Origin of the sequence: Rhizobium sp. LjRoot258 (assembly GCF_964254185.1) — a bacterium.
GTDB lineage: Bacteria > Pseudomonadota > Alphaproteobacteria > Rhizobiales > Rhizobiaceae > Rhizobium.
In genome coordinates this window covers 2460461-2481548 of the sequence record NZ_CAXUST020000001.1, presented here as the reverse complement: position 1 = coordinate 2481548, position 21088 = coordinate 2460461, and the positions used below count along the sequence as shown (strand labels likewise).

The following is a 21088-nucleotide window of genomic DNA, read 5'->3' as shown; positions in this document are numbered from 1 at the left end:
ACGCGCCGGATTGGTGGGGAATCTATGGTCGAATTGTGTCGCGACAGATTCGCCGCCGCGAGGGGAAGGCGGAGTTCCGCAAAAATTGCGTAGAGGATGGTTTAAGCCGTGAGCGAACACGAAACGACAAGCGAGATCACGGGCGAGCCCACTCGCCGTGATTTCCTTTATCTCACCACTGGTATGGCGGGCGCTGTCGGCGCCGTTTCGGTCGCTTGGCCGTTTATCGATCAGATGCGTCCGGATGCCTCCACGCTGGCTCTGGCTTCCATCGAAGTCGACGTTTCCAGCCTCGAGCCCGGAATGTCGCTGACCGCCAAGTGGCGCGGCAAGCCGATCTTCATCCGCAACCGTACGCCTGAGGAAGTGAAGGCTGCCGATGAGGTTGCGCTGTCCGATCTGAAGGATCCGGTCGCGCGCAACGCCAATCTGCCTTCAGACGCCCAGGCGACGGGCGTTGATCGTTCCGCCGGCAAGGACAAGGAAAACTGGATCGTCATGATCGGTTCGTGCACCCATCTCGGCTGCATCCCGCTCGGCCAGGCCGGCGAATACAATGGTTGGTTCTGTCCCTGCCATGGCTCGGTCTACGATACGGCCGGCCGCATCCGCAAAGGTCCGGCGCCGCAGAACCTGGCGATCCCGACCTATTCGTTCATTTCCGATAAAGTAATCAAGATCGGTTGAGGGGGACTGATTTATGAGTGGCCATTCCAGCTACGAGCCATCAACCGGCCTAGAGAAGTGGATCGATTCGCGCCTGCCTTTGCCGCGCATGGTCTACGACAGTTTCGTCGCATATCCGGTTCCGCGGAACCTGAACTATGCCTACACCTTCGGCGCCATGCTTGCAGTCATGCTCGTCGTGCAGATCTTAACCGGCGTCGTGCTCGCCATGCACTATGCTGCGGAAACGACGGTTGCGTTCAACTCCGTCGAGAAGATCATGCGTGACGTCAACCATGGCTGGCTGCTGCGCTACATGCACGCCAACGGCGCCTCCTTCTTCTTCGTTGCCGTCTATCTGCACATCGCCCGTGGTCTCTACTACGGCTCCTACAAGGCGCCGCGTGAGATCCTCTGGATCCTCGGCGTCCTCATCTACCTCCTGATGATGGCGACCGGCTTCATGGGCTACGTTCTGCCCTGGGGTCAGATGTCCTTCTGGGGCGCGACCGTTATCACCGGCTTCTTCTCGGCATTCCCGCTGGTCGGCGAGTGGATCCAGCAGTTCCTGCTCGGTGGTTTCGCCGTCGAGAACCCGACGCTCAACCGCTTCTTCTCGCTGCACTACCTGCTGCCCTTCGTCATTGCCGGCGTCGTCGTCCTGCATATCTGGGCGCTGCACGTTGTCGGCCAGACGAATCCGACCGGTGTCGAGGTCAAGACCAAGACGGATACCGTTCGCTTCACGCCTTACGCGACCCTCAAGGATGCGCTTGGTGTGTCGATCTTCCTGCTGGTCTACGCCTACTTCGTCTTCTACATGCCGAACTTCCTTGGCCACCCGGACAACTACATTCCGGCTGATCCGTTGAAGACGCCTGCCCACATCGTTCCGGAATGGTACTTCCTGCCGTTCTACGCGATGCTGCGCTCGATCACCTTCAACATCGGACCGATCGACTCGAAGCTCGCCGGCGTTCTGGTCATGTTCGGCGCCATCATCGTGCTGTTCTTCCTGCCCTGGCTCGATACGTCGAAGGTTCGCTCGGCTGTCTATCGTCCGTGGTACAGGGTGTTCTACTGGCTGTTCGTCGCCAATGCCATCGTTCTCGGTTGGCTCGGTTCCCAGCCCGCCGAGGGCCTGTTCACCACCATCTCGCAGATCTGCACGCTGCTATACTTCGCCTTCTTCCTGGTCGCCATGCCGGTTCTCGGCCTCGTCGAGACGCCGCGCCGCTTGCCAAATTCAATTACGGAAGCGGTTCTGGAAAAGCGCAACAAGGCGGCCGCCGCTGAGCCGGTCAAGGCTTGAGCGTGCGACAGGAAGGGAAGAGAAACATGAAAAAGCTTGTTACAAGCCTCCTGTCGCTTGCTGTCGTCGCCGGTTTGAGCGGCGCAGCATTCGCCCAGGAAGCCGCCTCGAACGGCGCCGCGCCGGCGCACCATGCCGAAGGCGAGACGCCGCACTATCCGCTGCTTCATCCCAAGCATGAACACTGGACCTTTGCCGGCCCTGTCGGCCATTACGACAAGGGCCAGTTGCAGCGCGGTCTGAAGGTCTACACGGAAGTCTGTGCGGCCTGTCATTCGATGAGCCTTGTGCCCTTCCGAACGCTTGGGGATCTTGGCTACTCGGACGCTCAGGTGAAGGCCTTTGCCGCCAACTACGAGGTTCAGGACGGTCCGAACGCCAGCGGTGACATGTTCACCCGCAAGGCCATTCCGTCGGATCATTTCCCGTCGCCATTCCCGAACCACGAGGCGGCGGCAGCGGCCAACAATGGCGCTGCACCCCCGGATTTCTCGCTGATTGCCAAGGCGCGCGGCATCGAACGTGGTTTCCCGCAATTCCTGATCGACATGATCCCGTTCGTCGGCGGTTATCAGGAAGGTGGCCCTGACTACATCTACTCGCTGCTGACCGGCTACGACCAGCAGCCGCCGGCCGGCGTTCAGGTGGCCGAGGGGACGCACTATAACCCGTACTTCGCCAATGCCGCTGCTCTGGCGATGCCGAAGCCGCTGTCCGACGGCCAGGTGACCTATGACGACGGTGCGCCGGCGACGGTCGACCAGTACGCCAAGGACGTCTCGTCCTTCTTGATGTGGGCCGCCGAGCCGCATCTCGAAGAGCGCAAGCGCACCGGCTTCATGGTCATGGTCTTCCTGGTAATCTTCACGGGACTGATCTACCTGACCAAGCGTTCGGTCTATGCGAACAAGGAACACTGAGAGCTTTGCTCCAGGATCTAGGGAAAGGCGGCCTTCGAGCCGCCTTTTTTGTTGGTTCCGACAGTGGCAATTGATAGGGTGCGCCGAATTGAAGCCCTGCAGAATATGGATATTCCATGAGTGATACGATTTCGGAGCTTGCAGCCAGCATCCGCTCCATCCCGGACTACCCAAAGCCCGGCATTATTTTCCGCGACATCACCACGCTGCTCGGCGATCCGCGGGCCTTCCGCCGCGCCGTCGATGAACTGGTGCAGCCCTATGCGGGCCTGAAGATCGACAAGATTGCCGGAACCGAGGCGCGGGGCTTCATTCTGGGCGGTGCGGTCGCGCATCAGCTTTCGGCCGGGTTCGTACCGATCCGCAAGAAAGGCAAGCTGCCGCGCGATACCGTGCGTGTCGCTTATAGCCTGGAATATGGTGTCGACGAGATGGAGATGCACCGGGATGCGGTGCAGCCAGGCGAGAAGGTCATCCTCGTCGATGATCTGATCGCCACCGGAGGAACGGCGGTGGCCGCCACACAGCTCCTGCGGCAAATGGGGGCGGAGGTCGTTTCAGCCTGCTTCGTCATCGACCTGCCGGATCTCGGCGGCCGCAGGAAGCTGGAGGATCTCGGCGTCGACGTTCGAACCCTGGTGGAATTCTCGGGCCACTGAGGCCCGCAATCACTCGAATTCGATGACGGTGCTTTCGAACCGGATGACCGGCGTGCCGTCCCCGATCGCGCCCTCGCAGAGGATAGTGTTCAACCGACGCCCCGGATGGGATGCCAGGGGGCGGCTCGAAAGAAACGTGACGGAATAAGTCACTTCCTCGCCGGCGAAGACGGGCCGCAGCCACTGAAGCTTCTGAAAGCCAGGGGAGGGTCCAAGCTTGGGCGGCTTGATGCCCTGGCTGGCCAGTCGAGCGCATTCTGCGCTCCAGTAGGCGACGAAGGTCTTCATCCATGCCGCGCAAGTGTGCCATCCCGAAGCGCAGAGACCGCCAAAGAGCGTAGCCTTTGCGGCATCGGCGTCCAGGTGGAACAGTTGAGGGTCGAAGCGCTCGGCAAAGTGAACGATCCGTTCGGCCGAAAATACGTAGCTGCCGATTTCGGTCTTCTCGCCGCTGGTGTAGCGTTCTGCCATGATCATGCGGTCTTCTCCAGCGCTTCACGCAGGACGAACATGATCGAATTCTCCGCCAGGCAGACGAGTTTCCCTTTCTGGTTCTCAACCTCGTGGCGGAACTTCACCATGCCGATGCCGGGCCTGGAGCGCAGCGCACGGGTCTCCATGACTGTCGAATGGCCCGAAAGCGTGTCTCCGGCAAGAACAGGCTTTCGCCATTCCATGAAATCGACACCGGGCGCGCCTTGAGAGAACGAGTTGATGAGGAAGCTCTCCGCCATCATGCGCATGAACAGTGCGGACGTATGCCAGCCGGATGCTGCCAACCCACCGAGGATGCTGGCGCGGCCGGCCGCCTCGTCGAGATGCATCGGCTGCGGGTCAAATTCGCCGGCGAACTCGATGATCTCCGCTGCCGTTACCGGCCTCGGGCCGAGCGCAAAACGTCGCCCCGGCTGGAAATCTTCGAAGGCAAGCTTCTGATCGGACAAATTTCTCTTCCCCTCGTAGGCGTTTCAGAACGACTACAATAGCATTCGACGCGACTCAACGGACCCCGCGAGATTTTGAACATGCCCGAATTGAAATTGATCCTCGATGAAGCCACACGGGAGGGTATCATTCCGGTCCAGGCTGCTGAGCGGCTTCTGCCGTTTCTGATCGAGCGCGGCGTCAGGGCGGATGGCCAGCCGGTGGAGCAGCGCGCGGAGCCGACCGCTTTTTCCGACACCGAGACGCCAAGTTTCGTGCGCGGCTTTCACGATGTGCTGATAACGATCGGCATCATCGTGGCGCTGGCAGGCCTGTGGGGCATCGCTTCGGTCTTCGCGGTGTTACCGGCAATCGTCGTTCTTGCGGAGATCCTCGTTCGACGCCAGAGGCTGGCATTGCCTGCTGTCGTCTTGACCGTGGCGCTTGGTCTCTGGACCGCAGTGGTGGCTGCGCGCTGGCTGGAAGGCTCCCCTGCCGTCATTGCCATAGGCGGCAACGTGGCCCTGCAGTATACGCTCGCCTTTCCGGTTGTGTTCGGTCTCTTCTATCTGCTGTATCGCATACCGCTCGCCCTTGCCCTGACGATCATAGGGGCGGCGGTGGTTGTTCTGCAACTGGTTTTGCGCACGCTCGGCTGGCTCAGCGGCGATCCCGGCTTCGAGGTCAATCATCCCGTCGTGTTGTCGATCATCGCGATCATATGCGCGGTCGGTCTTTTCGCGCTGGCCATGAAATTCGATCTGCGCGACCCGCTTCGTCGTACAGTCAATTCCGATATTGCCTTCTGGCTCCATCTCGGCGCAGCACCGGCTTTGCTCTACAGCATCATTTCGCTTGCCGGTCTCAGCGGCGGTACACTTGCTGCGCTGCAGACAGTATCGTTTCGTACGCCCGTGGTGGTGGCGACGGTCGTCGCGCTCATGGCGATCGGTCTCATCATCGACCGGCGCGCATTCGTGACGTCAGGACTGCTGTCGCTGGGCTTTGCGCTCTACGGCATCTTCCGCCAGGGGGACGCGCGTGTCGATACCTACATCTACATCACGCTTCTGACCGTCGGCGCGATCGTGCTCGTCATCGGCACCGGATGGATGCCGCTCCGGCGGCTCGTCATAGGCAAGCTGCCGGCTGCCATGCAGGAGAAACTGCCACCGGCATAGGCGGCAGTTTCTCAGTTCGCGTCAGGTATTGAAGCGGAAGTGGATCACGTCGCCGTCCTGGACGACATATTCCTTGCCTTCGTCCCGGCCTTTGCCTGCTTCCTTGGCGCCGACTTCACCCTTGAAGCTGATGTAGTCGTCATAGGCGATCGTGAAGGCGCGGATGAAGCCGCGTTCAAAATCGGTGTGGATCACGCCGGCGGCGGCAGGCGCCTTGGTGCCGCGCACGATCGTCCAGGCGCGGGTTTCCTTGGGGCCTACGGTGAAATAGGTGATCAGGTCGAGCAGGTGGTAACCGGCGCGGATCAACCGATCAAGACCGGCTTCCTCAAGGCCGAGCGCCGACAGGAACTCCACTGCTTCTTCTTCCGGCAGTTGTGCCACTTCGGATTCGATCGCGGCCGAGATGATGACGCATTCGGCGCCCTGTTCCATGGCCATGGCGGCCACGGCCTTGGTGTGCTCGTTGCCGGTCGAGGCATCGGCTTCGGCGACGTTGCAGACGTAGAGCACCGGATGCGAGGTCAGGAGGTTGAGGCCCTTGAGGATCTCGATCTCCTCGGGCGCCAGCGTCTTGAGAAGCAGGCGTGCAGGCTTGCCCTCGTTCAGCAGCTTGATCACGGCTTCCATGACAGGCAGCTGCGCCAGCGATTCCTTGTCTTTGCTGGCGGCGCGCTTGCGCGTCTGCTCGACGCGGCGCTCAAGGCTCTCGAGGTCGGCGAGCATCAGCTCGGTCTCGATCGTGTCGGCATCGCCGACCGGGTTGATGCGGCCCTCGACGTGGGTGATGTCGTCGTCCTCGAAGCAGCGCAGCACATGCACGACGGCATCGACTTCGCGGATGTTGGCGAGGAACTTGTTGCCAAGGCCTTCACCCTTCGATGCACCGCGCACGAGGCCGGCGATGTCGACGAAGGAGATGCGGGTGGGGATGATTTCCTTGGAGCCGGCGATCGCTGCGAGCTTCTGCATGCGCGGATCCGGCACGGCGACTTCGCCGGTGTTCGGCTCGATCGTGCAGAAGGGATAGTTCGCCGCCTGCGCCTGCGCCGTCTTGGTCAGCGCGTTGAAGAGGGTCGATTTGCCGACATTCGGCAAACCGACGATACCGCATTTGAAGCCCATGGCCTGAAACCTGCTGTTCTTGAATTCGTTGGTGCTGGCTATGGGATAAAACGCGCCTTGCGGTCAAGCTCTTCGCGCAAGTCTCTTGCATTGTGAGGGGTTGAACGCCCGCCTTTGCAGCGCAATATAGACATCGATGGACTGTTCTCGCCTCTCCATGTCATCAACGGGTGGGTTTCCGATGAGTGACAACGGTATTGCCCTTAAACCGAAGACAAAGTCGAAACCGAAGCTGGATCGGCCGAAGCTCTACAAGGTCATTCTCTTCAACGACGACTATACGCCGCGCGAATTCGTGGTGATGATCCTCAAGGCTGTCTTCCGCATGAGCGAGGAGGTCGGCTACCGCGTGATGATGACGGCGCACAAGCTGGGATCGAGCGTCGTCGTGGTCTGCACGAAGGATATCGCCGAGACCAAGGTCAAGGAGGCGATGGACTATGCCAAGGAGGCCGGGTTTCCGCTAATGTTGACGGCAGAGCCCGAGGAATAGCTTGGCGATCTCTTAACCAGGCTCCTTAATCTGACATCCGCTGTTTTCGGGCAGAATGTCGGCAGCAGCGGAGGCGTTCATGCTGGGCGAGGCAGCAACATGGCACTATTTTGTGGCGGCGGGGCTTTTTGCCCTCCTTGGCGCGATCGGTCATGTCTGCCGGGCGGTCTTCAACATTCTGCCTGACCGCGTCACCGACAGGCCTCTGATGGATTTGCCACTGTCGAGTGGTTACAATCTTGCGGATCTGCTTTTCGGGACCGAATATGATGACAGCGGCTACTATCGTCTCGACAGCCTCAAGAATTTCCGCATTTCCTGCATGCTGAGCGTGGTCGGCGGTCTGCTGGCCATGCTGTTTTCGCCGGGCGTTTCCATCGCCATGGCCTGGCTGATCGACAGGGGTCTTTCGTGGGTCTGGAACCTCTTTCTTTTCAGGCTCCACACTATCTCGCTGCTATGAGCCGGCTGCCGGTCGCCTGATCTGATAACCGGTCTTGTCCTGGACGAAGCCGCAATTCTCGTAGAAGCGCAGTGTTGCCGGATCCTTCGAGCCGGTCAGAAGCATCACCTTATAGCAGCCGGCCTTCCAGGCTGCGTCGGTGGCGTGCTGGATCAAGGCTCGTCCATACCCCCGCTGCCTGTAATCGGCCGCGGTGACGACGTTCTCGATCAACCCATAGGAAGCGCCATTCCTGGTCAGGTTGGGGACGACGACCAGCGTCACCGACGCCCCGGCGGTTTCGCCCGCGACGCCGATGAAGACTGTCATGCCGGGTTGCGCGAGGATCGCTCCAAACCGCTCTTCGGCCTGCGCGCGCTCCATGGTCGGATCGGCAGGGTTGAGCTCACGATAGAGGGCAAGCAGGCCGGGCAGGTCGCGTGCCTTAGCGGCGCGAATGATGAGCTCGCCGGCAGACATGCTTCAATCGCCCTTGTTGCCGAACATCTTCTTCAGCATTTCGGCCATCGGGCCGGTTGCAGGCATCTTCGGTTGATTGTGAATGCGGGCCTGGTGGATATGAGACTTCGCCGCTGGTTTCTTCTCCGGCTTCGGCTTTTCCTCTTCGGCTTTTGCGCCAAGCGCCAGCGCCAGCTTGTTCATCAGTTGAGAGTCTTCCTTGCGAACCAGCATGTCAGCGTTGTCGGCAAGCGCATCCAGCAGCGGCTCAAGCCACGCCTGATCGGCCTTGGCGAAGTCGCTGAGAACGTGATGCTGCACCAGTTCCTTGACGCCGGGGTGGCCGATGCCAAGGCGCAGGCGGCGATAGTCCTTGCCGCAATGGGCGTCCAACGACCTGATGCCGTTGTGACCGCCATGGCCGCCACCCGTCTTCAGGCGTGCCTTGCCCGGAGGCAGGTCGAGTTCGTCATAAATCGCGACGAGATCGGCGGGCTGCAGCTTGTAGAAGCGCATGGCCTCGCCGACGGCCTCACCAGATAGGTTCATGTAGGTCTGCGGCTTGATGAGCAGCACCTTCTCACCGGCGATCTCGCCCTCGGCGATCTCAGCCTTGAACTTCTTCGACCAAGGCGAAAAATCATGGCGGCGGTAGATGGCATCAGCGGCCATGAAGCCGATATTGTGGCGGTTTCCGGCGTACTTGCCGCCGGGATTGCCGAGACCCGCGATGATCAGCATGGCTCGTTCATTCCTTGAAATGTTCGTTATCGTTCACCACCGCGAAACGGCGTCAAAGTCAAGGCGGAGAGGCCGCAGGCGCAGAAAAATCAGTCTGCCGAGCTTAGACCATACTTGGTGAAGATGGTTTGTTGCGTGCCGTTGGCGATCAGCTTATCCAGCGCAGCCTGCATCTTGGCGAGCAGCTCTCTTGGGAAGTTCTTCTCGCAGGCGATCCCCATCGGCTGTGAGGAGAGCACCGTGAGCTTCTCCAAAGGCTGTTCCGCCTTGAGCTTGCCGAAGTAGATCTCGGAGATCGGCATCATGTCGATGCGACCATTGAGCAGCTTGCGCAGTGTGGCGTTGAAGTCGGTGGCGACGTCGAGCTTGGTGAAGCCATTCTCCTTCAGCATCACCTCGGTATAATCTTCGCGCTGTGTTCCGACGGTATATTGCCTCGCTTCCTCAAGATTCTTCGCTGTCACACCTGACCCGGACCTGGTGATGAGGATGTTGCGATCGACCAGCAACGGCTCGACCCACCTGAACATGGGGTCGCGCTTGGCGCTGTGAGCGGTCGTGAAAACGCAGCTCATAGGCGTGGTCTGGGCGAGCTTGTAGGCCCTGGCCCAAGGCATCATCTCGATCTTGTAGTCGATGCCGGCGTCGCTCATCACCTTTTCGACTTGCTCGACCGAAGCGCCCTTGATTGTCTTTCCATCACGGTAGCTGAAGGGAGGGTATTCCTCGGTGGCGAGCATGACGCCGGCTGCCATGGCTTGGCTGGAGGCGCAGATGCTCAAAAGGGTGAAAAGCAGCAGTTTCTTCATTGTGTTGCCTTGCTTTGTTCAAGAGGCCCGCGCAACAAGCCGTTCAGTCGCAGACAGACGCTCGATCAGAGCCGCGGCTTGCTGCGGGCGATGGAACAGGTATCCCTGGCCGAAGTCGAGGCCCATTTTGTGCAAGGTCTGGCATTCGTCCTCGGTCTCGATGCCCTCGGCAATGACGATGCACCCCATCTTGTGAGACAGCGTTGTGATACTTTCCACCAGCGTACGGCTTTTCTCGCGAACGTCGTCGTTGGCATCGTTGATCGACTGCGTGAACGACTGGTCGATCTTGATGATGTCGACCGGGAAGCGGTTGAGATAGCTCAGCGACGAATAACCCGTGCCGAAGTCGTCGAGGGCGATCCGGCAGCCGAAGCGGCGCATCTCGGCGACAACCGTGCGGATTTGCGGATTGTTGTGCATCAGCACTGCCTCTGTGATTTCCACGACGATGCGCTGCGGGCGGATACCGTGGCGGCCGAGCAGAGCGGCAAGCCGCGCGGGCAGGGCGGCTTCGAATTGCAGTGGCGAGAAGTTGATGGCGAGATAGCTGTCCTGCATGCCGGGGAGGCGGGAAATGGCCGCGAGATGGGCGATCGCCTTTTCCATGATGACGTTGCCGACGCGAACGATCTTGGCCGTTTCCTCCGCGACATTGATGATTTCCGCCGGTGCCATCAAACCCTTTTGCGGATGGTTGAGGCGCATGAGGGCCTCGAAACCGGCAACGCCGCGGCCGTTCAGGCTGACGATCGGCTGCAGGTAGGCGTCGAACCAGTCCTCGGCGAGACCTGCTTCGATATAGTTCTCGATTTCGGCGCGAGCGCGATTGTGGTCCATCATGCTGGTGTCGAAGAGTTGCGCGCCATTCTTGCCGTCGCGCTTCTTTGCGTACATGGCCATATCGGACTTCTGCAACAACTCGGCGGCGTTCGAGGCATGGCGCGGGTAGATGGCGATGCCGACGCTGGCGCTCAGATGCAGATCCGGACCGAAAGGCTCGATGAAGATGGAGGCGATCTGCTCGGCCATTGCGTTTGCCCGCCGGGCCGCGTCCTTTGCCGGCAGAAGGATCGCGAATTCGTCACCACCGAGGCGGGCCGCCTGATCCGATGGCGCCAGATGGGTCTTCAGCCGGTCGACAAACTCACGCAGCGCCCTGTCGCCCTCGGCATGGCCGAGATTGTCGTTGATCCATTTGAAGCGGTCGAGATCGACGAACAGGCAGGCGAGTTCCTGGCCGGCGGCGTCTACTTCGAGGATCTTGGCGTCGAGCACCGTTTCGAAGCCCTGGCGGTTCAGCAGGCCGGTCAGATGATCCCGGATGGCTTGCTGGTGGTTGCGTGCTTCGGAGGCTTTCAGCTCCGTGACATCGGTCATGACCGATAGCGAGAGCCGGTCGTGGCCAGCGGTCGCTGCTGTCGATTCCAGGATGAGCACATCCATGAGGCTGCTATCGGCGCATATGAACTTTACCGTCACGTCGACTGCGGCGCCGCCGTCGAGGTCGTTCTTGCGCTTGAGGAAGGCGTCGCGCGTATCGGCGGTCACGAGATCTGCGAACCTGCAGCCGATCACCCGCGGCCGGTCGTAGCCGGTCGCGACAAGCCAGTAGTCGCTGACGGCGGTTATGCGGTCATCCTCATCGAGCGAGAACAGCATGGCCGGCGTCAGGTCGTAGATGTCGACAGCACGGCGATGCGCGAGCTTCAATTCGCGTTCCTCGCTTTCGAGCTTGGATTGCATTTCGTTGAAACCGCGGGCCAGACGACCCATCTCGTCGTTCGATTGCCAGTTGACGTGATGGCGCGAGCCGAGCTGGCGGGTGGCCTCGACGGCTGCCGTCAGGCGCATCAGCGGCCGGATGATGAAGATGCGATTGCCGATCAATGCCGCGCTGAAGACGGCCAGCACTGCGAAGATGAAGATCGACATGAAGACGACCTCTTCGTGCTTGAGGCCGGAGAAGAGGCCAAGCGCCGGATAGAAGACGGAGATCGTGCCCAGATTCTTCGGGCCGTCGATGGTGTTGTAGATGATCGCGCGCGACACTTGGACGAGATTGCCGTTGAACGATTTCGGTATTGTCGATTGCGTCACGTCGAGCTGGCCGGATTGATCCCGGACCTGAACCTTGACGATGGCGCCCTGCGAAACGATCGTCGCGCTGATCTGGGTTACGCTGTCGTCATCGAGGTCCCAGAGCGGCTTTGCGAGCGCCTGAGAATTGGCGACAAGAAGAACCGAGATGTGGTCGCGTATTTCCTTGTCTGCGCGCTCGGAAGAAAGAAAAAGGAAAAGCACGAACAGTGGAGCAACGAAGAGGAGCAACGCTGCGCAAATGATTGCCAAAAAACGATTTTCAACGGAATTGTTCATTGTTCCGTTTGCCCCCAGCCGCACTTTGCGTTCACGGTTTTCTACGCCCGTCGGTCTTCTAAAACCTACCGGCATGCTTCCATGAAATGTATTAAATGTTGCTGAAACGGGCTCCGCGCGCGCAAATGAAAAGGCCCGCTTTCGCTAGAAAGCGGGCCCTATGCTTTACAAATTATGGAAGCGATCAGGCTTCGGCTTCGCCTTCTTCTTCGACCGTTTCGTCAATGCCGCCAGCCGGGGCGATGATCGTTGCGATCGTGAAGTCACGGTCCGCGATAACCGGCGCGACACCCTTCGGCAGGGTGAGGTCGGAGATGTGGATGCTGTCGCCGATCTTCTTACCGCTCAGGTCAACGTTGAAGAATTCCGGGATCGCATCGGCCGGGCACTGCACTTCGATTTCGTGACGAACGATGTTCAAAACGCCGCCAGCCTTGAGGCCGTGGGACTTTTCTTCGTTGATGAAGTGAACCGGGATTTCAACGGTAACCTGGGTGTTGCCGGAAACGCGCAGGAAGTCCACGTGCATCGTGAAATCGCGGACCGGATCGAGCTGGTAGTCCTTCGGCAGAACCTTGTATTTCTTGCCGTCGACTTCGATGGTCGCGATGGTGGTCATGAAGCCACCTGCGTGAATGCGCTTCGTCACCTCATTGGTGCTGAGAGCGATAGAAATGGGGGCCTGCTTGTCACCATAGATGACAGCGGGAATCAAACCGTTGCGGCGAAGTTCACGGGCGGACCCCTTACCAACCCGTTCGCGCGCCTCGGCCTTGAGCTCGTAGCTTTCGTGGCTCATGACTTTTCCTTCCGAGGTTATTTGGAGAGCCCCGCGCAGGCCAATGCTTGGCGCGGAACTGGAGGCGGGTTACCCCATCCTCATCCGCGTTGCCTCCAAGGGTGTCTGCGCGGACGCGTGCGCTATAGTACAGATGCACCGGAAACGCAAGCAGCTCCCTTGCCATCGGCAATGGCCACGATTTCGGACAAGCTGTCGGCGAGGGAACGATTTCAGCGATCGCGAAGGCTTAACCATATAGCCGGATTTCCCGCGAGATTAACGAATACAGAATGTCACGGCGGCTATCAGGGGCCAATCACAATCTGGTCCTTCTCATGCTCCGTCTCGTCTCCTGCATTGCCGTCGACCATAGCTGGCCGCACCTGATCTTTGCAACGGTCATCTGCCTTCTCGGCTCTTTGCTGACGGTACGGCTTTTCTCGCGGGTTCGGCGCACCCAAGGGCTGCAAAAATTCAATTGGTTGTTCCTGTCAGGGTTCGTTGGCGGCGCGACGATCTGGACGACGCATTTTATTGCCATGCTCGGTTTCCGGGCGCCGGCGCTCAGCGGCTATGAGCCCGATTTGACGCTGCTGTCGCTTTTCGTCGGCATCGCCTCCACGATGATCGGCTTTAGCGTGGCCTCGATGCGAAGCCAGGACGCACTTGTCGAGGCCGGCGGCGCCATCGTCGGACTTGGCGTGGCAGCCATGCACTATCTCGGCATCGCCGGCTACAGGGTGGCCGGGGATATCCAGTGGAGCAGCGCCTATGTCATCTGCTCGCTGATTGCAGCGGCCGGGTTCGGCGCCTTCGTGACGAGCCGGGTTGCCCGCCCGACGACACGCTTCAGCCCGGTCGCCGCCGCCCTGCCGCTGATCCTTGCAATCGTTTCGACGCACTTCCTCGGCATGGCGGGCATGACGATTGTCCCCGATGCAACCGTGTCCGTTCCCCGCGAAATTCTCTCCGTCGGCGTGATGACCGGCCTTGTCGGCGCTGTCATGATCATCATCCTGCTTCTCGGCGCCTCCACCTACATCATCGACATGCAGTCGACGGAAGCGGCCGTCGCCCGCTATCGCCATCTGTCTCTGCACGATCCGCTGACAAACCTTGCAAACCGGTCAGCGCTGAACGAACATCTGGCGACTGCGACCAAAAACACCCATGAAATCGGCTGGAACGTCGCCGTCCTCTGCTTCGACCTTGATCGGTTCAAGGAAATCAACGACGTCCACGGTCATGCGGCTGGTGACGCCGTGCTCCGGGCGATCGGCGAGCGGCTGGCGAAGGTCATGCAGAAGGGACAGTTTGCAGCCCGCGTCGGCGGTGATGAATTCGTGGTCGTGATGCGCGATCACGCCGGCCGTTCGGAGGCCAGGAGCGTCGCACAACGCCTGCTCGACGAGATCGAGCGGCCAGTCGACTGGAACGGCCAATCGCTCAGCGTCGGATCCAGCATCGGCATTTCCAGTTTCCCTGACAGGGCGCGCACCATCGACGACCTGCTTTCGCAGGCCGACGTCGCCATGTACCGCGCCAAGACGACGGCGGGAAGCAGCATCTGCTTCTACGACCCCTCGATGGACGAGGCGGCGCGGGAACGAAACGCGCTGGCTATCGAGATGCGTGAAGGGCTGAAGAAGGGCGAATTCGAGCTGTTCTATCAGCAGCAGAACGATACCGTGACGCGCGAGGTACTTGGCTTCGAAGTGCTGCTGCGCTGGAAGCATCCGACGCGCGGCTACATCTCGCCAACCGAATTCATCCCGATCGCCGAGAAGACGGGGTTCATCATGGAACTCGGCGAATGGGTGCTGCGCAGCGCCTGCGTCGAAGCGGCCAGCTGGAGGAACCCGTTGACCATAGCGGTCAACGTGGCGGCCCAGCAGCTCGCTGATAGCCGCCTGCCGCAGATCGTCCATCAGATCCTGGTGGAAACGGGTCTGGCGGCTCCGCGCCTCGAGCTCGAGATCACGGAATCCGGCATCATTGCCGACCACGGGCATGCGCTGATTGCCATCCGGCGACTGAAGGCGCTTGGCGTCAAGGTGGCAATGGACGACTACGGCACGGGCTATTCCTCGCTGTCGACGTTGCAGAGTTTCCCGTTCGACAAGATCAAGATCGATCGTGCCTTCGTCGACGGCGTCGTCACCAACAAACAGTCGGCCGCGATTGTCCGCTCGACGCTTATTCTAGCGCAGAGCCTTGATATTCCGGTTCTCGCCGAGGGCGTGGAACGGGAGGAGCACGTCGAATTCCTTCGCCGCGAAGGTTGCATGCAGGTGCAGGGCTTCCTGTTCGGAAAGCCGATGCCGCGTCTTGACATCGAGGCCTTCGTCAATCCTGACGGTGCAGGCGTCGTCGATGGCTCGACGGTTGCCGTGAAGACCGACGCGGCGGCCTGATCGCGGCGCTGCAACACAGCTTGACATCCGTCGTCGGGAAACCTCACATGCTCGCAAAACGCAAGCGTCGGAGGAATTCAGGTATGCGGCTCAATCTCATTGCGGCAACGAGCACGATTGCGCTCGCTTTGGCATCTGCAGCCTATGCCGCCGACATCAACCAGGCCGGGGCAAAACAGGTCGAGGAAAGCCTGACGAAGCTGCTGGCCAAGAGTGTGGCAAAAGACGGCTTCGTGACCGTGAAGCCAGCAGGGACACGCTACGAGATCATCTATGATTTCGCGACGCTCTTGAAGAAGGTCAAGCCGGGCAGCTTTGCAATCACCGGCCTGACGCCTTGGTCGATGTTCGCTACACCACTGGATAGCGGCCTGTGGGGCGTCGAAGGGAACAATTCCCTCAACGTTTCCGGGAATTTCACCGCACCCGGACAGCCGAAAACCGATTTTACCTATGCCATCGATGCCTTCATCTTCAGCGGCATTTTCGACCCGGCGATCAGCTATCTTCGCTCGGGCGACGTCTCCACGAAGGCCGTCAATTTTTCGTCGAAGAGCCAGGCCGAGGAGGTCAGCGCCAGCTTTGATGGCATGAAGTATAAGCTGACGTCATCGGATGGCGCAGCGGCTGGCACGACGAATTTCGCCACCAGCGGCTCCGCCGCAGGATTCCTCGAGACGATCAGCAGTCGCGAGGTGCCGCCGGTCGAAATTCGCGCCGACGCGATCGATTTCGCAGCCGCCGTAAACGGCCTGCCGGCAAACAAGGTTCGCGATATCATCATGTTCGCGGTCGACCACGCCGACGAAAAGCAGCTTGCCGCGGCAGACGGCGACAAGCTCAAGGGGATGCTTCGGGATGCCTTCCCTTTGCTCACGAGCTTCAACGAGACGATCGACTTCAACAATCTCACCGTGTCGAGTGCTGCGGGCAACGGTGGTGCGAAGAACGTCAACTACGAGGTCACGCTTAACGGCCCGACCGATGCTACGCGTTTCGGCGTCGGCTTGACGGCGCAGCAGATCAGTTTTGCGAGCGCGATCGTCCCTGCGGCCTATGCCGCCTTCGTGCCACAGGAATTGCAGCTGCAGTTCGCAATTGAGGACATGGATTTCACTGCCTTCGGCGATGAGTTTCTCAAGGTCGATTTCACCGGCGGCGCCTCCTCGGAAGAGAGCGGCAAGAAGGCTGTCGAGCGGCTCTTCAAGGGCGGCGAACTGGTGATGGATTTCCCGAAGATCAGTGCCGTGTCGGGCGTCTATGATGCCGAGATTTCCGGAAAGATCCGCGGCCGCGTCGATACCTCCAAGGATTATTCCATGGATGCGACCGTTCTGGCGCGTGATCTCGACAAGACCATTGCCGCCGTTCAGGAGCTTGCAAAGACCAATGCCGATCTCAATCAGGTCTCGTTCGGCCTGATGATGGCCAAGGGCTTTGCCAAGACTGATCCTGATGGGCGCCAGCGCTGGGATATCAGCGTTGCGCGGAACGGATCCGTCACGATCAACGGCCAGGTCATCAAGGGCGCGGACTGAGTTTGCCCTACCAGCTTCAAGCGCCACGGGTGCCCCTTGCGGCGCATTCGCGGCAGGTTCATTCTGTCTCGCTGGCGTAGGCTCCCGGGCGGGAGCCAGTGCGCGTCCTGGGGGCAGGCCGATGAATTGTGCCGCCTGTGGTTTTGCGATCGAAAGCAGTTTTGCGTTCTGCCCGAAGTGCGGCGCAAGACAACCCATAGTCTGCGCCTCCTGTGGCGAGGCCTGCCAGCCCGATTTCGCGTTTTGCCCGAAATGTGGAGCGGCCCTCGGCCGAGCCGACGTTCGTGCAGCTCCTGGCGAACCGCTGCCGCTGACAGTCCCGGATACATCGACGCCTGATGATGCCGCTGATCGGCGTCCGCTGACGGTTCTGTTTGCCGATCTCTGCGGTTTTACGGCTCTCAGCGAGAGAACCGACCCGGAACTGATGCGCTCCCTGCAGAACGAACTGTTCGAAGAGTTGACGCGGGCGGTGGAAGCCTACGGCGGCTTTGTCGACAAGTTCGTCGGTGACGCGCTGCTTGCCTTGTTCGGTGCGCCGACGGCGCATGAGGATGATCCCGATCGCGCACTTTGCGCAGCGCTCGACATGATTGCGGGGGCCGACCGTCTTGGCGCCAAATGGCTGGATCTGGTCGGTGGTGATCCGCTGCAGCTGCATGTCGGTATCAACACCGGACCGGTGGTTAGCGGTGGTTTCGGGGCGGCGGCGGCGCGATCCTACTCCGTGACTGGCGATACAGTGAACACAGCGCAACGGCTGCAAAGCCTGGCCGGTCCGGGCGAGATACTGGTCGGGCCGGTGACATACCGCCTGACGCTGCATGCATTCGCCTTCGACAATCTCGGTTCGCTGGCCCTTCGCGGGAAGACGGGCAATGTACAGGTGCATCGTCTCCTCGGGCGGATGGAGACGCCCCATACCGCGCGCGGATTGGAAAGCCTTGGACTACACGCCGAACTCATCGGGCGTGAGGCAGAACTGTCGCGGATGTCCGATTGCCTGGATTTTGCCTGTGGCGGCAATGCGCAAATCGTCCAGCTCATCGGCGAGGCCGGCATCGGCAAGTCAAGGCTGGTCAGGGAGTTCCTGGAGACCGTCGCTGAGGGAGAGCGATTTCGTCATGTTGTTGTGCGCCGCGCCGTCTGCTCGCCGCTTGGCGAACAGTCCTACGGAACGCTCGCGGCCGTTCTACGAAGCGCCTACGCAATAGCCGAGCGGGAAACGGCAGCCCGGACGGCGGAACTATTGGCATCAGGATTGATCGACCTGGGCTTTAGCGAGAGCGAGGTTGCCGGTCTGACGCCGCTTTTGTCTTACGTCTTTGGCCTCGGCGATCCCGATGGAGCGCTGCGCCACGTGGAGCCGGAGCAACTACGGAGGCAGATTTTTTATGCCACGCGCACTATTTTTGAGCGGCGACTGTCGCTCAGTCCGCTGCTTTTGGTGCTGGAGGATCTTCACTGGGCGGATGCGGCTTCGATCGAGGCGCTTCGCTTTGTGCTGGACAGGTTGGAGCGAACGCGCCTGATGATGCTGACAACAGGGCGGTCGGTTGCTGAAGGGGAGGGCTTGGAGTCAAGCCGGATCAACCGTACGCTCATGCGGCTCGCGCCGCTTTCGGTTCAGGATGGCGAGGCGCTGCTGGATCAGTTCTTTGGCGCCGACAGTGCCGTGCCAGCGAAAACGCGCTCACGAATCCTCGCGCGAGCGGGCGGCAACCCGCTGTTCATAGAGGAGATCGTTCGGGCCCTGATCGAGACCGGCGTGCTGCATTGCGAGGGCGGATGTTGGCGTGTCGCCAATGCTGAAATGGGGAGCGAGATACCGATGAGCCTGCAGGCGATGCTGCTTGCACGCGTCGACCGTTTGCCGCCCGACGTCAAGCGTTTGGTGCAGGAAGCCGCCGTCATCGGTCCGCGCTTCGATCTGGCGCTGCTTCAGGCCGTCGCTTTTGATGCAGGGCGCGTCGAGCATGGGCTGGACTATCTCTGCCAGGCGGAGATCGTCGAGGAAGCGCCCGGTGCTGCTTCGACAAAGGCGATCTCCTATCGCTTTCCCCAACAGCTATTGCACGATGCCATCTATGGCAATCTGTTGCTGCAGCGCCGCAAGCAGTTGCACGCGCGCATCGGCGCGGCCATCGAGCGGATGCATGATGGCATACCCGCTCGCCTTGAGGACATCGCACAACTCGGCCGTCACTACTGCCGGGCCGACGAGACGGGTAAGGGCGCCCAATATCTCATGGCTGCGGGCGATCTTGCCCGCAAGACCTATGCCAATGACGATGCAATGCGCCTCTACCGCGAGGCGCTTGCGGCGATTTCGGACAAGCCACAGGCCAGTGCGGAATTGCTTGTCCTTTATGAGCGGTTCGCCGATCTCTGCGGGCCGGCGGGAGACCGGGATACGGCACGTGAACACTATGGGCGCGCACTGACGACCTTGAGGAAAGCTGGTGATCAGCCTGGGGCGGCACGCATCCTGCGCAAACTCGGCCGCCTCAATCTCGCAGCCGGCAGAAGCGATCTTGCCGACGCCGACTATGCGCAGGCTGCCTTGCTGCTGAGCGAGAGCCAGGCGCCCATCGAGCTTGCGCATCTGCTGCAGGAGCGCGGACATCTTGCCTTCCGCATGGGCGATCAAAGCGCAGCAGCACGCTGGGCAGACGATGCGCTATCCTGCCTCAGCACGGCAGGCTTTGATGACGGTGGTCCCGTGTGCGTCGAAGCAGCACAGGTGCGCGCCGAGGCGCTGAATACGAAAGGAGTGGCACTGGCGCGGCTCGGACAGCATCGCGAGGCGGTGCGCGAAGTCGAGCGAAGCCTGGAGGTTGCCGAAACGGCGGGACTTCTTGGCGCCGCCTGCCGTGCCTATTCCAATCTCGGCGTGCTCTACACGATCGTCGATCCAAGGCGTGCCATCGATGTGTGTCGCCAAGGCCTCGACGTTGCCAAGCGCATTTCCGACCTCGGCTTTCAAGCACGGCTTTTCGCCAATCTCGCCGTTGCCTGCTGTACCTTCACGGACAACTGCGCCAAGGAGGGGGTGCCGGCGGCGGAGCGGGCGATCGAGATCGACCGGGCGCTGGATCAGCGCGATCACCTGGCGGTGCCGCTCATCGTCCTCGGACAGATCCATCAATGTCACGGCAAACCGGACCTGGCCTGGAATTACTATGAGGAAGCGCTTCAGCTCGCGCGTGAAATCGGCGAACCACAGCTGCTCTTTCCATGCTATGATGGGCTTGCGACGTTGAACCTGGAAAAAGACGATATGGCCGAGGCGGAGCGATACTTTTCGCTCGCTCAGGACGTTTGCGTCAGGCATGGGCTGGATCCCGACGCACTGGTCGTGTTGCCCTTCCTGGATTGATTCGGCGCCGACAGGTAAGGTGCTGAATTGTCGTTATTTTTTCTCTTCTGCTCGGCTTCTCGCCGACGCGTCTGTGAGGGAGGCTATCATGCCCGAAAATCAAAGCGAAAGACCGCTGCAGCCCGGCGACCGCGCGCCGAACGTCGTTCTCGATGCGATCACGCGCCAGGGCAAGATATCGATTGATGACTTCCGGGGGCAGAAGCCTGTGCTGGTCGGCCTGTTTCGCGGGCTCCATTGTCCATTCTGCCGGCGGCAAATCGCCTCGATGGCGAGCCTTGCGGGTGATCTCCAGCAAAAGGGCGTCGAGAGCCTGACGATCGTCAACACGCCCATCGACCGAGCGCGCCTCTATTTCCGTTACCACCCCTTGCCCAATCTGGTGGCGGCATCCGATCCCGACCGGATATCGCATCGCGCCTTCGGACTTCCCAATCTCGAGTTCACGCAGTCGGAGACGGTCTGGCCCTATAAGGTCAGTCTCGACACTCTGACCTCGATGCGCGTCGATATGCCCGATCTGCCTCAGCCGATGGCGCCGATGGCGGCTGTCGAATTCCTCGACAATGCCGATGGCTACGAATTCACCGACGACGATAAGCGCATGATCGCAACGGGAGAGGGCCAATTGGTCGGCGAATTCCTGCTCGACCGCGATGGCGTGGTCAGATGGTGTTTCACTGAGGTCGCAGACGACGGTCGACACATGTTCGGCGTACCGGCGCCCGAAGAAGTCATGTCGGCGGCATCGCACATTTCCGCCTAATGCGCGTCGCGGGCTTTCAGGTCCGCTTGTTGCGACCTGGTCCATTTCGACAGACGCGCTTCGGCTCCCGCGCAGGCGCAAGCCGCCCGTCAGGGTTGCT

Annotated in this window: 19 protein-coding genes; 11 read left to right on the top strand and 8 right to left on the bottom strand. The window is 60.6% G+C overall.

Annotated features, from left to right (window positions below):
- Nucleotides 1–108: 108 nt before the first annotated feature.
- From petA to ACSQ9D_RS12290, 4 genes are all read left to right on the top strand, one after another.
- Complete coding sequence (petA, locus tag ACSQ9D_RS12305) at nt 109–687, top strand: ubiquinol-cytochrome c reductase iron-sulfur subunit (protein ID WP_024313884.1); 579 nt, start codon at nt 109–111, stop codon at nt 685–687.
- Between the two features lie 13 nt (nt 688–700).
- Nucleotides 701–1978, top strand: a complete 1278-nt coding sequence (locus tag ACSQ9D_RS12300; RefSeq protein ID WP_037118186.1) for a cytochrome b — start codon at nt 701–703, stop codon at nt 1976–1978.
- A gap of 26 nt (nt 1979–2004) precedes the next feature.
- Nucleotides 2005–2898 carry a cytochrome c1 gene (locus ACSQ9D_RS12295; protein ID WP_037118185.1) on the top strand — a complete coding sequence of 298 codons (894 nt, stop codon included), beginning with the start codon at nt 2005–2007 and terminating at the stop codon, nt 2896–2898.
- Nucleotides 2899–3014: 116 nt separating this feature from the next.
- The gene (locus ACSQ9D_RS12290; RefSeq protein WP_436282454.1) at nt 3015–3557 is read left to right on the top strand and encodes an adenine phosphoribosyltransferase; all 543 of its coding nucleotides are present in this window, start codon (nt 3015–3017) and stop codon (nt 3555–3557) included.
- A gap of 9 nt (nt 3558–3566) precedes the next feature.
- On the opposite strand, the gene ACSQ9D_RS12285 is transcribed toward ACSQ9D_RS12290, so the two are convergent.
- On the bottom strand, nt 3567–4034 hold the full coding sequence (locus ACSQ9D_RS12285; protein ID WP_436282453.1) for a MaoC/PaaZ C-terminal domain-containing protein: 468 nt from the start codon (nt 4032–4034) through the stop codon (nt 3567–3569).
- Nucleotides 4031–4501: a MaoC family dehydratase gene (locus tag ACSQ9D_RS12280; RefSeq protein WP_436282452.1), complete on the bottom strand. Its 471-nt coding sequence runs from the start codon at nt 4499–4501 to the stop codon at nt 4031–4033. Before ACSQ9D_RS12280 ends, ACSQ9D_RS12285 begins: the two co-directional genes overlap by 4 nt.
- Before the next feature lie 81 nt (nt 4502–4582).
- Here ACSQ9D_RS12280 and ACSQ9D_RS12275 point away from each other — a divergent pair, with 81 nt between their 5' ends.
- Nucleotides 4583–5662, top strand: coding sequence for a hypothetical protein (locus ACSQ9D_RS12275; RefSeq protein WP_436282451.1), 1080 nt, complete (start codon nt 4583–4585; stop codon nt 5660–5662).
- A gap of 21 nt (nt 5663–5683) precedes the next feature.
- Here ACSQ9D_RS12275 and ychF read toward each other — a convergent pair whose 3' ends face one another.
- Nucleotides 5684–6787 (bottom strand): redox-regulated ATPase YchF, encoded by a 1104-nt coding sequence (gene ychF, locus ACSQ9D_RS12270; protein WP_037118173.1) that lies wholly within the window; start codon nt 6785–6787, stop codon nt 5684–5686.
- A gap of 181 nt (nt 6788–6968) precedes the next feature.
- Here ychF and clpS point away from each other — a divergent pair, with 181 nt between their 5' ends.
- Together clpS and ACSQ9D_RS12260 are read left to right on the top strand one after the other, a co-directional pair.
- Nucleotides 6969–7280, top strand: a complete 312-nt coding sequence (clpS, locus tag ACSQ9D_RS12265) for an ATP-dependent Clp protease adapter ClpS (RefSeq protein WP_072373038.1) — start codon at nt 6969–6971, stop codon at nt 7278–7280.
- 79 nt (nt 7281–7359) lie between these two features.
- Nucleotides 7360–7743, top strand: a complete 384-nt coding sequence (locus ACSQ9D_RS12260; RefSeq protein WP_436282450.1) for a hypothetical protein — start codon at nt 7360–7362, stop codon at nt 7741–7743.
- Here ACSQ9D_RS12260 and ACSQ9D_RS12255 read toward each other — a convergent pair.
- From ACSQ9D_RS12255 to ACSQ9D_RS12235, 5 genes are all read right to left on the bottom strand, one after another.
- Nucleotides 7738–8202, bottom strand: coding sequence for an N-acetyltransferase family protein (locus ACSQ9D_RS12255; RefSeq protein ID WP_436282449.1), 465 nt, complete (start codon nt 8200–8202; stop codon nt 7738–7740). The genes ACSQ9D_RS12260 and ACSQ9D_RS12255 overlap by 6 nt on opposite strands.
- 3 nt (nt 8203–8205) lie before the next feature.
- Complete coding sequence (gene pth, locus ACSQ9D_RS12250) at nt 8206–8922, bottom strand: aminoacyl-tRNA hydrolase (RefSeq protein ID WP_436282448.1); 717 nt, start codon at nt 8920–8922, stop codon at nt 8206–8208.
- 89 nt (nt 8923–9011) lie between these two features.
- Entirely contained in the window at nt 9012–9731 is a 720-nt protein-coding gene (locus ACSQ9D_RS12245; RefSeq protein WP_436282447.1) for a substrate-binding periplasmic protein, read from the bottom strand.
- Nucleotides 9732–9749: 18 nt separating this feature from the next.
- Entirely contained in the window at nt 9750–12110 is a 2361-nt protein-coding gene (locus tag ACSQ9D_RS12240) for an EAL domain-containing protein (RefSeq protein WP_436282446.1), read from the bottom strand.
- A gap of 184 nt (nt 12111–12294) precedes the next feature.
- Nucleotides 12295–12909 (bottom strand): 50S ribosomal protein L25/general stress protein Ctc, encoded by a 615-nt coding sequence (locus ACSQ9D_RS12235; RefSeq protein ID WP_436282445.1) that lies wholly within the window; start codon nt 12907–12909, stop codon nt 12295–12297.
- A gap of 317 nt (nt 12910–13226) precedes the next feature.
- On the opposite strand from ACSQ9D_RS12235, the gene ACSQ9D_RS12230 reads away from it, so the two are divergent.
- The 4 genes from ACSQ9D_RS12230 to ACSQ9D_RS12215 all read left to right on the top strand — a co-directional run bounded on the left by ACSQ9D_RS12230 (nt 13227) and on the right by ACSQ9D_RS12215 (nt 20988).
- On the top strand, nt 13227–15305 hold the full coding sequence (locus ACSQ9D_RS12230; RefSeq protein ID WP_436283827.1) for a putative bifunctional diguanylate cyclase/phosphodiesterase: 2079 nt from the start codon (nt 13227–13229) through the stop codon (nt 15303–15305).
- Nucleotides 15306–15388: 83 nt separating this feature from the next.
- On the top strand, nt 15389–16843 hold the full coding sequence (locus ACSQ9D_RS12225; protein WP_436282444.1) for a hypothetical protein: 1455 nt from the start codon (nt 15389–15391) through the stop codon (nt 16841–16843).
- 121 nt (nt 16844–16964) lie between these two features.
- Nucleotides 16965–20222: an adenylate/guanylate cyclase domain-containing protein gene (locus tag ACSQ9D_RS12220; RefSeq protein ID WP_436282443.1), complete on the top strand. Its 3258-nt coding sequence runs from the start codon at nt 16965–16967 to the stop codon at nt 20220–20222.
- A gap of 88 nt (nt 20223–20310) precedes the next feature.
- On the top strand, nt 20311–20988 hold the full coding sequence (locus tag ACSQ9D_RS12215; RefSeq protein ID WP_436282442.1) for a peroxiredoxin-like family protein: 678 nt from the start codon (nt 20311–20313) through the stop codon (nt 20986–20988).
- The last annotated feature ends 100 nt before the right edge of the window (nt 20989–21088 follow it).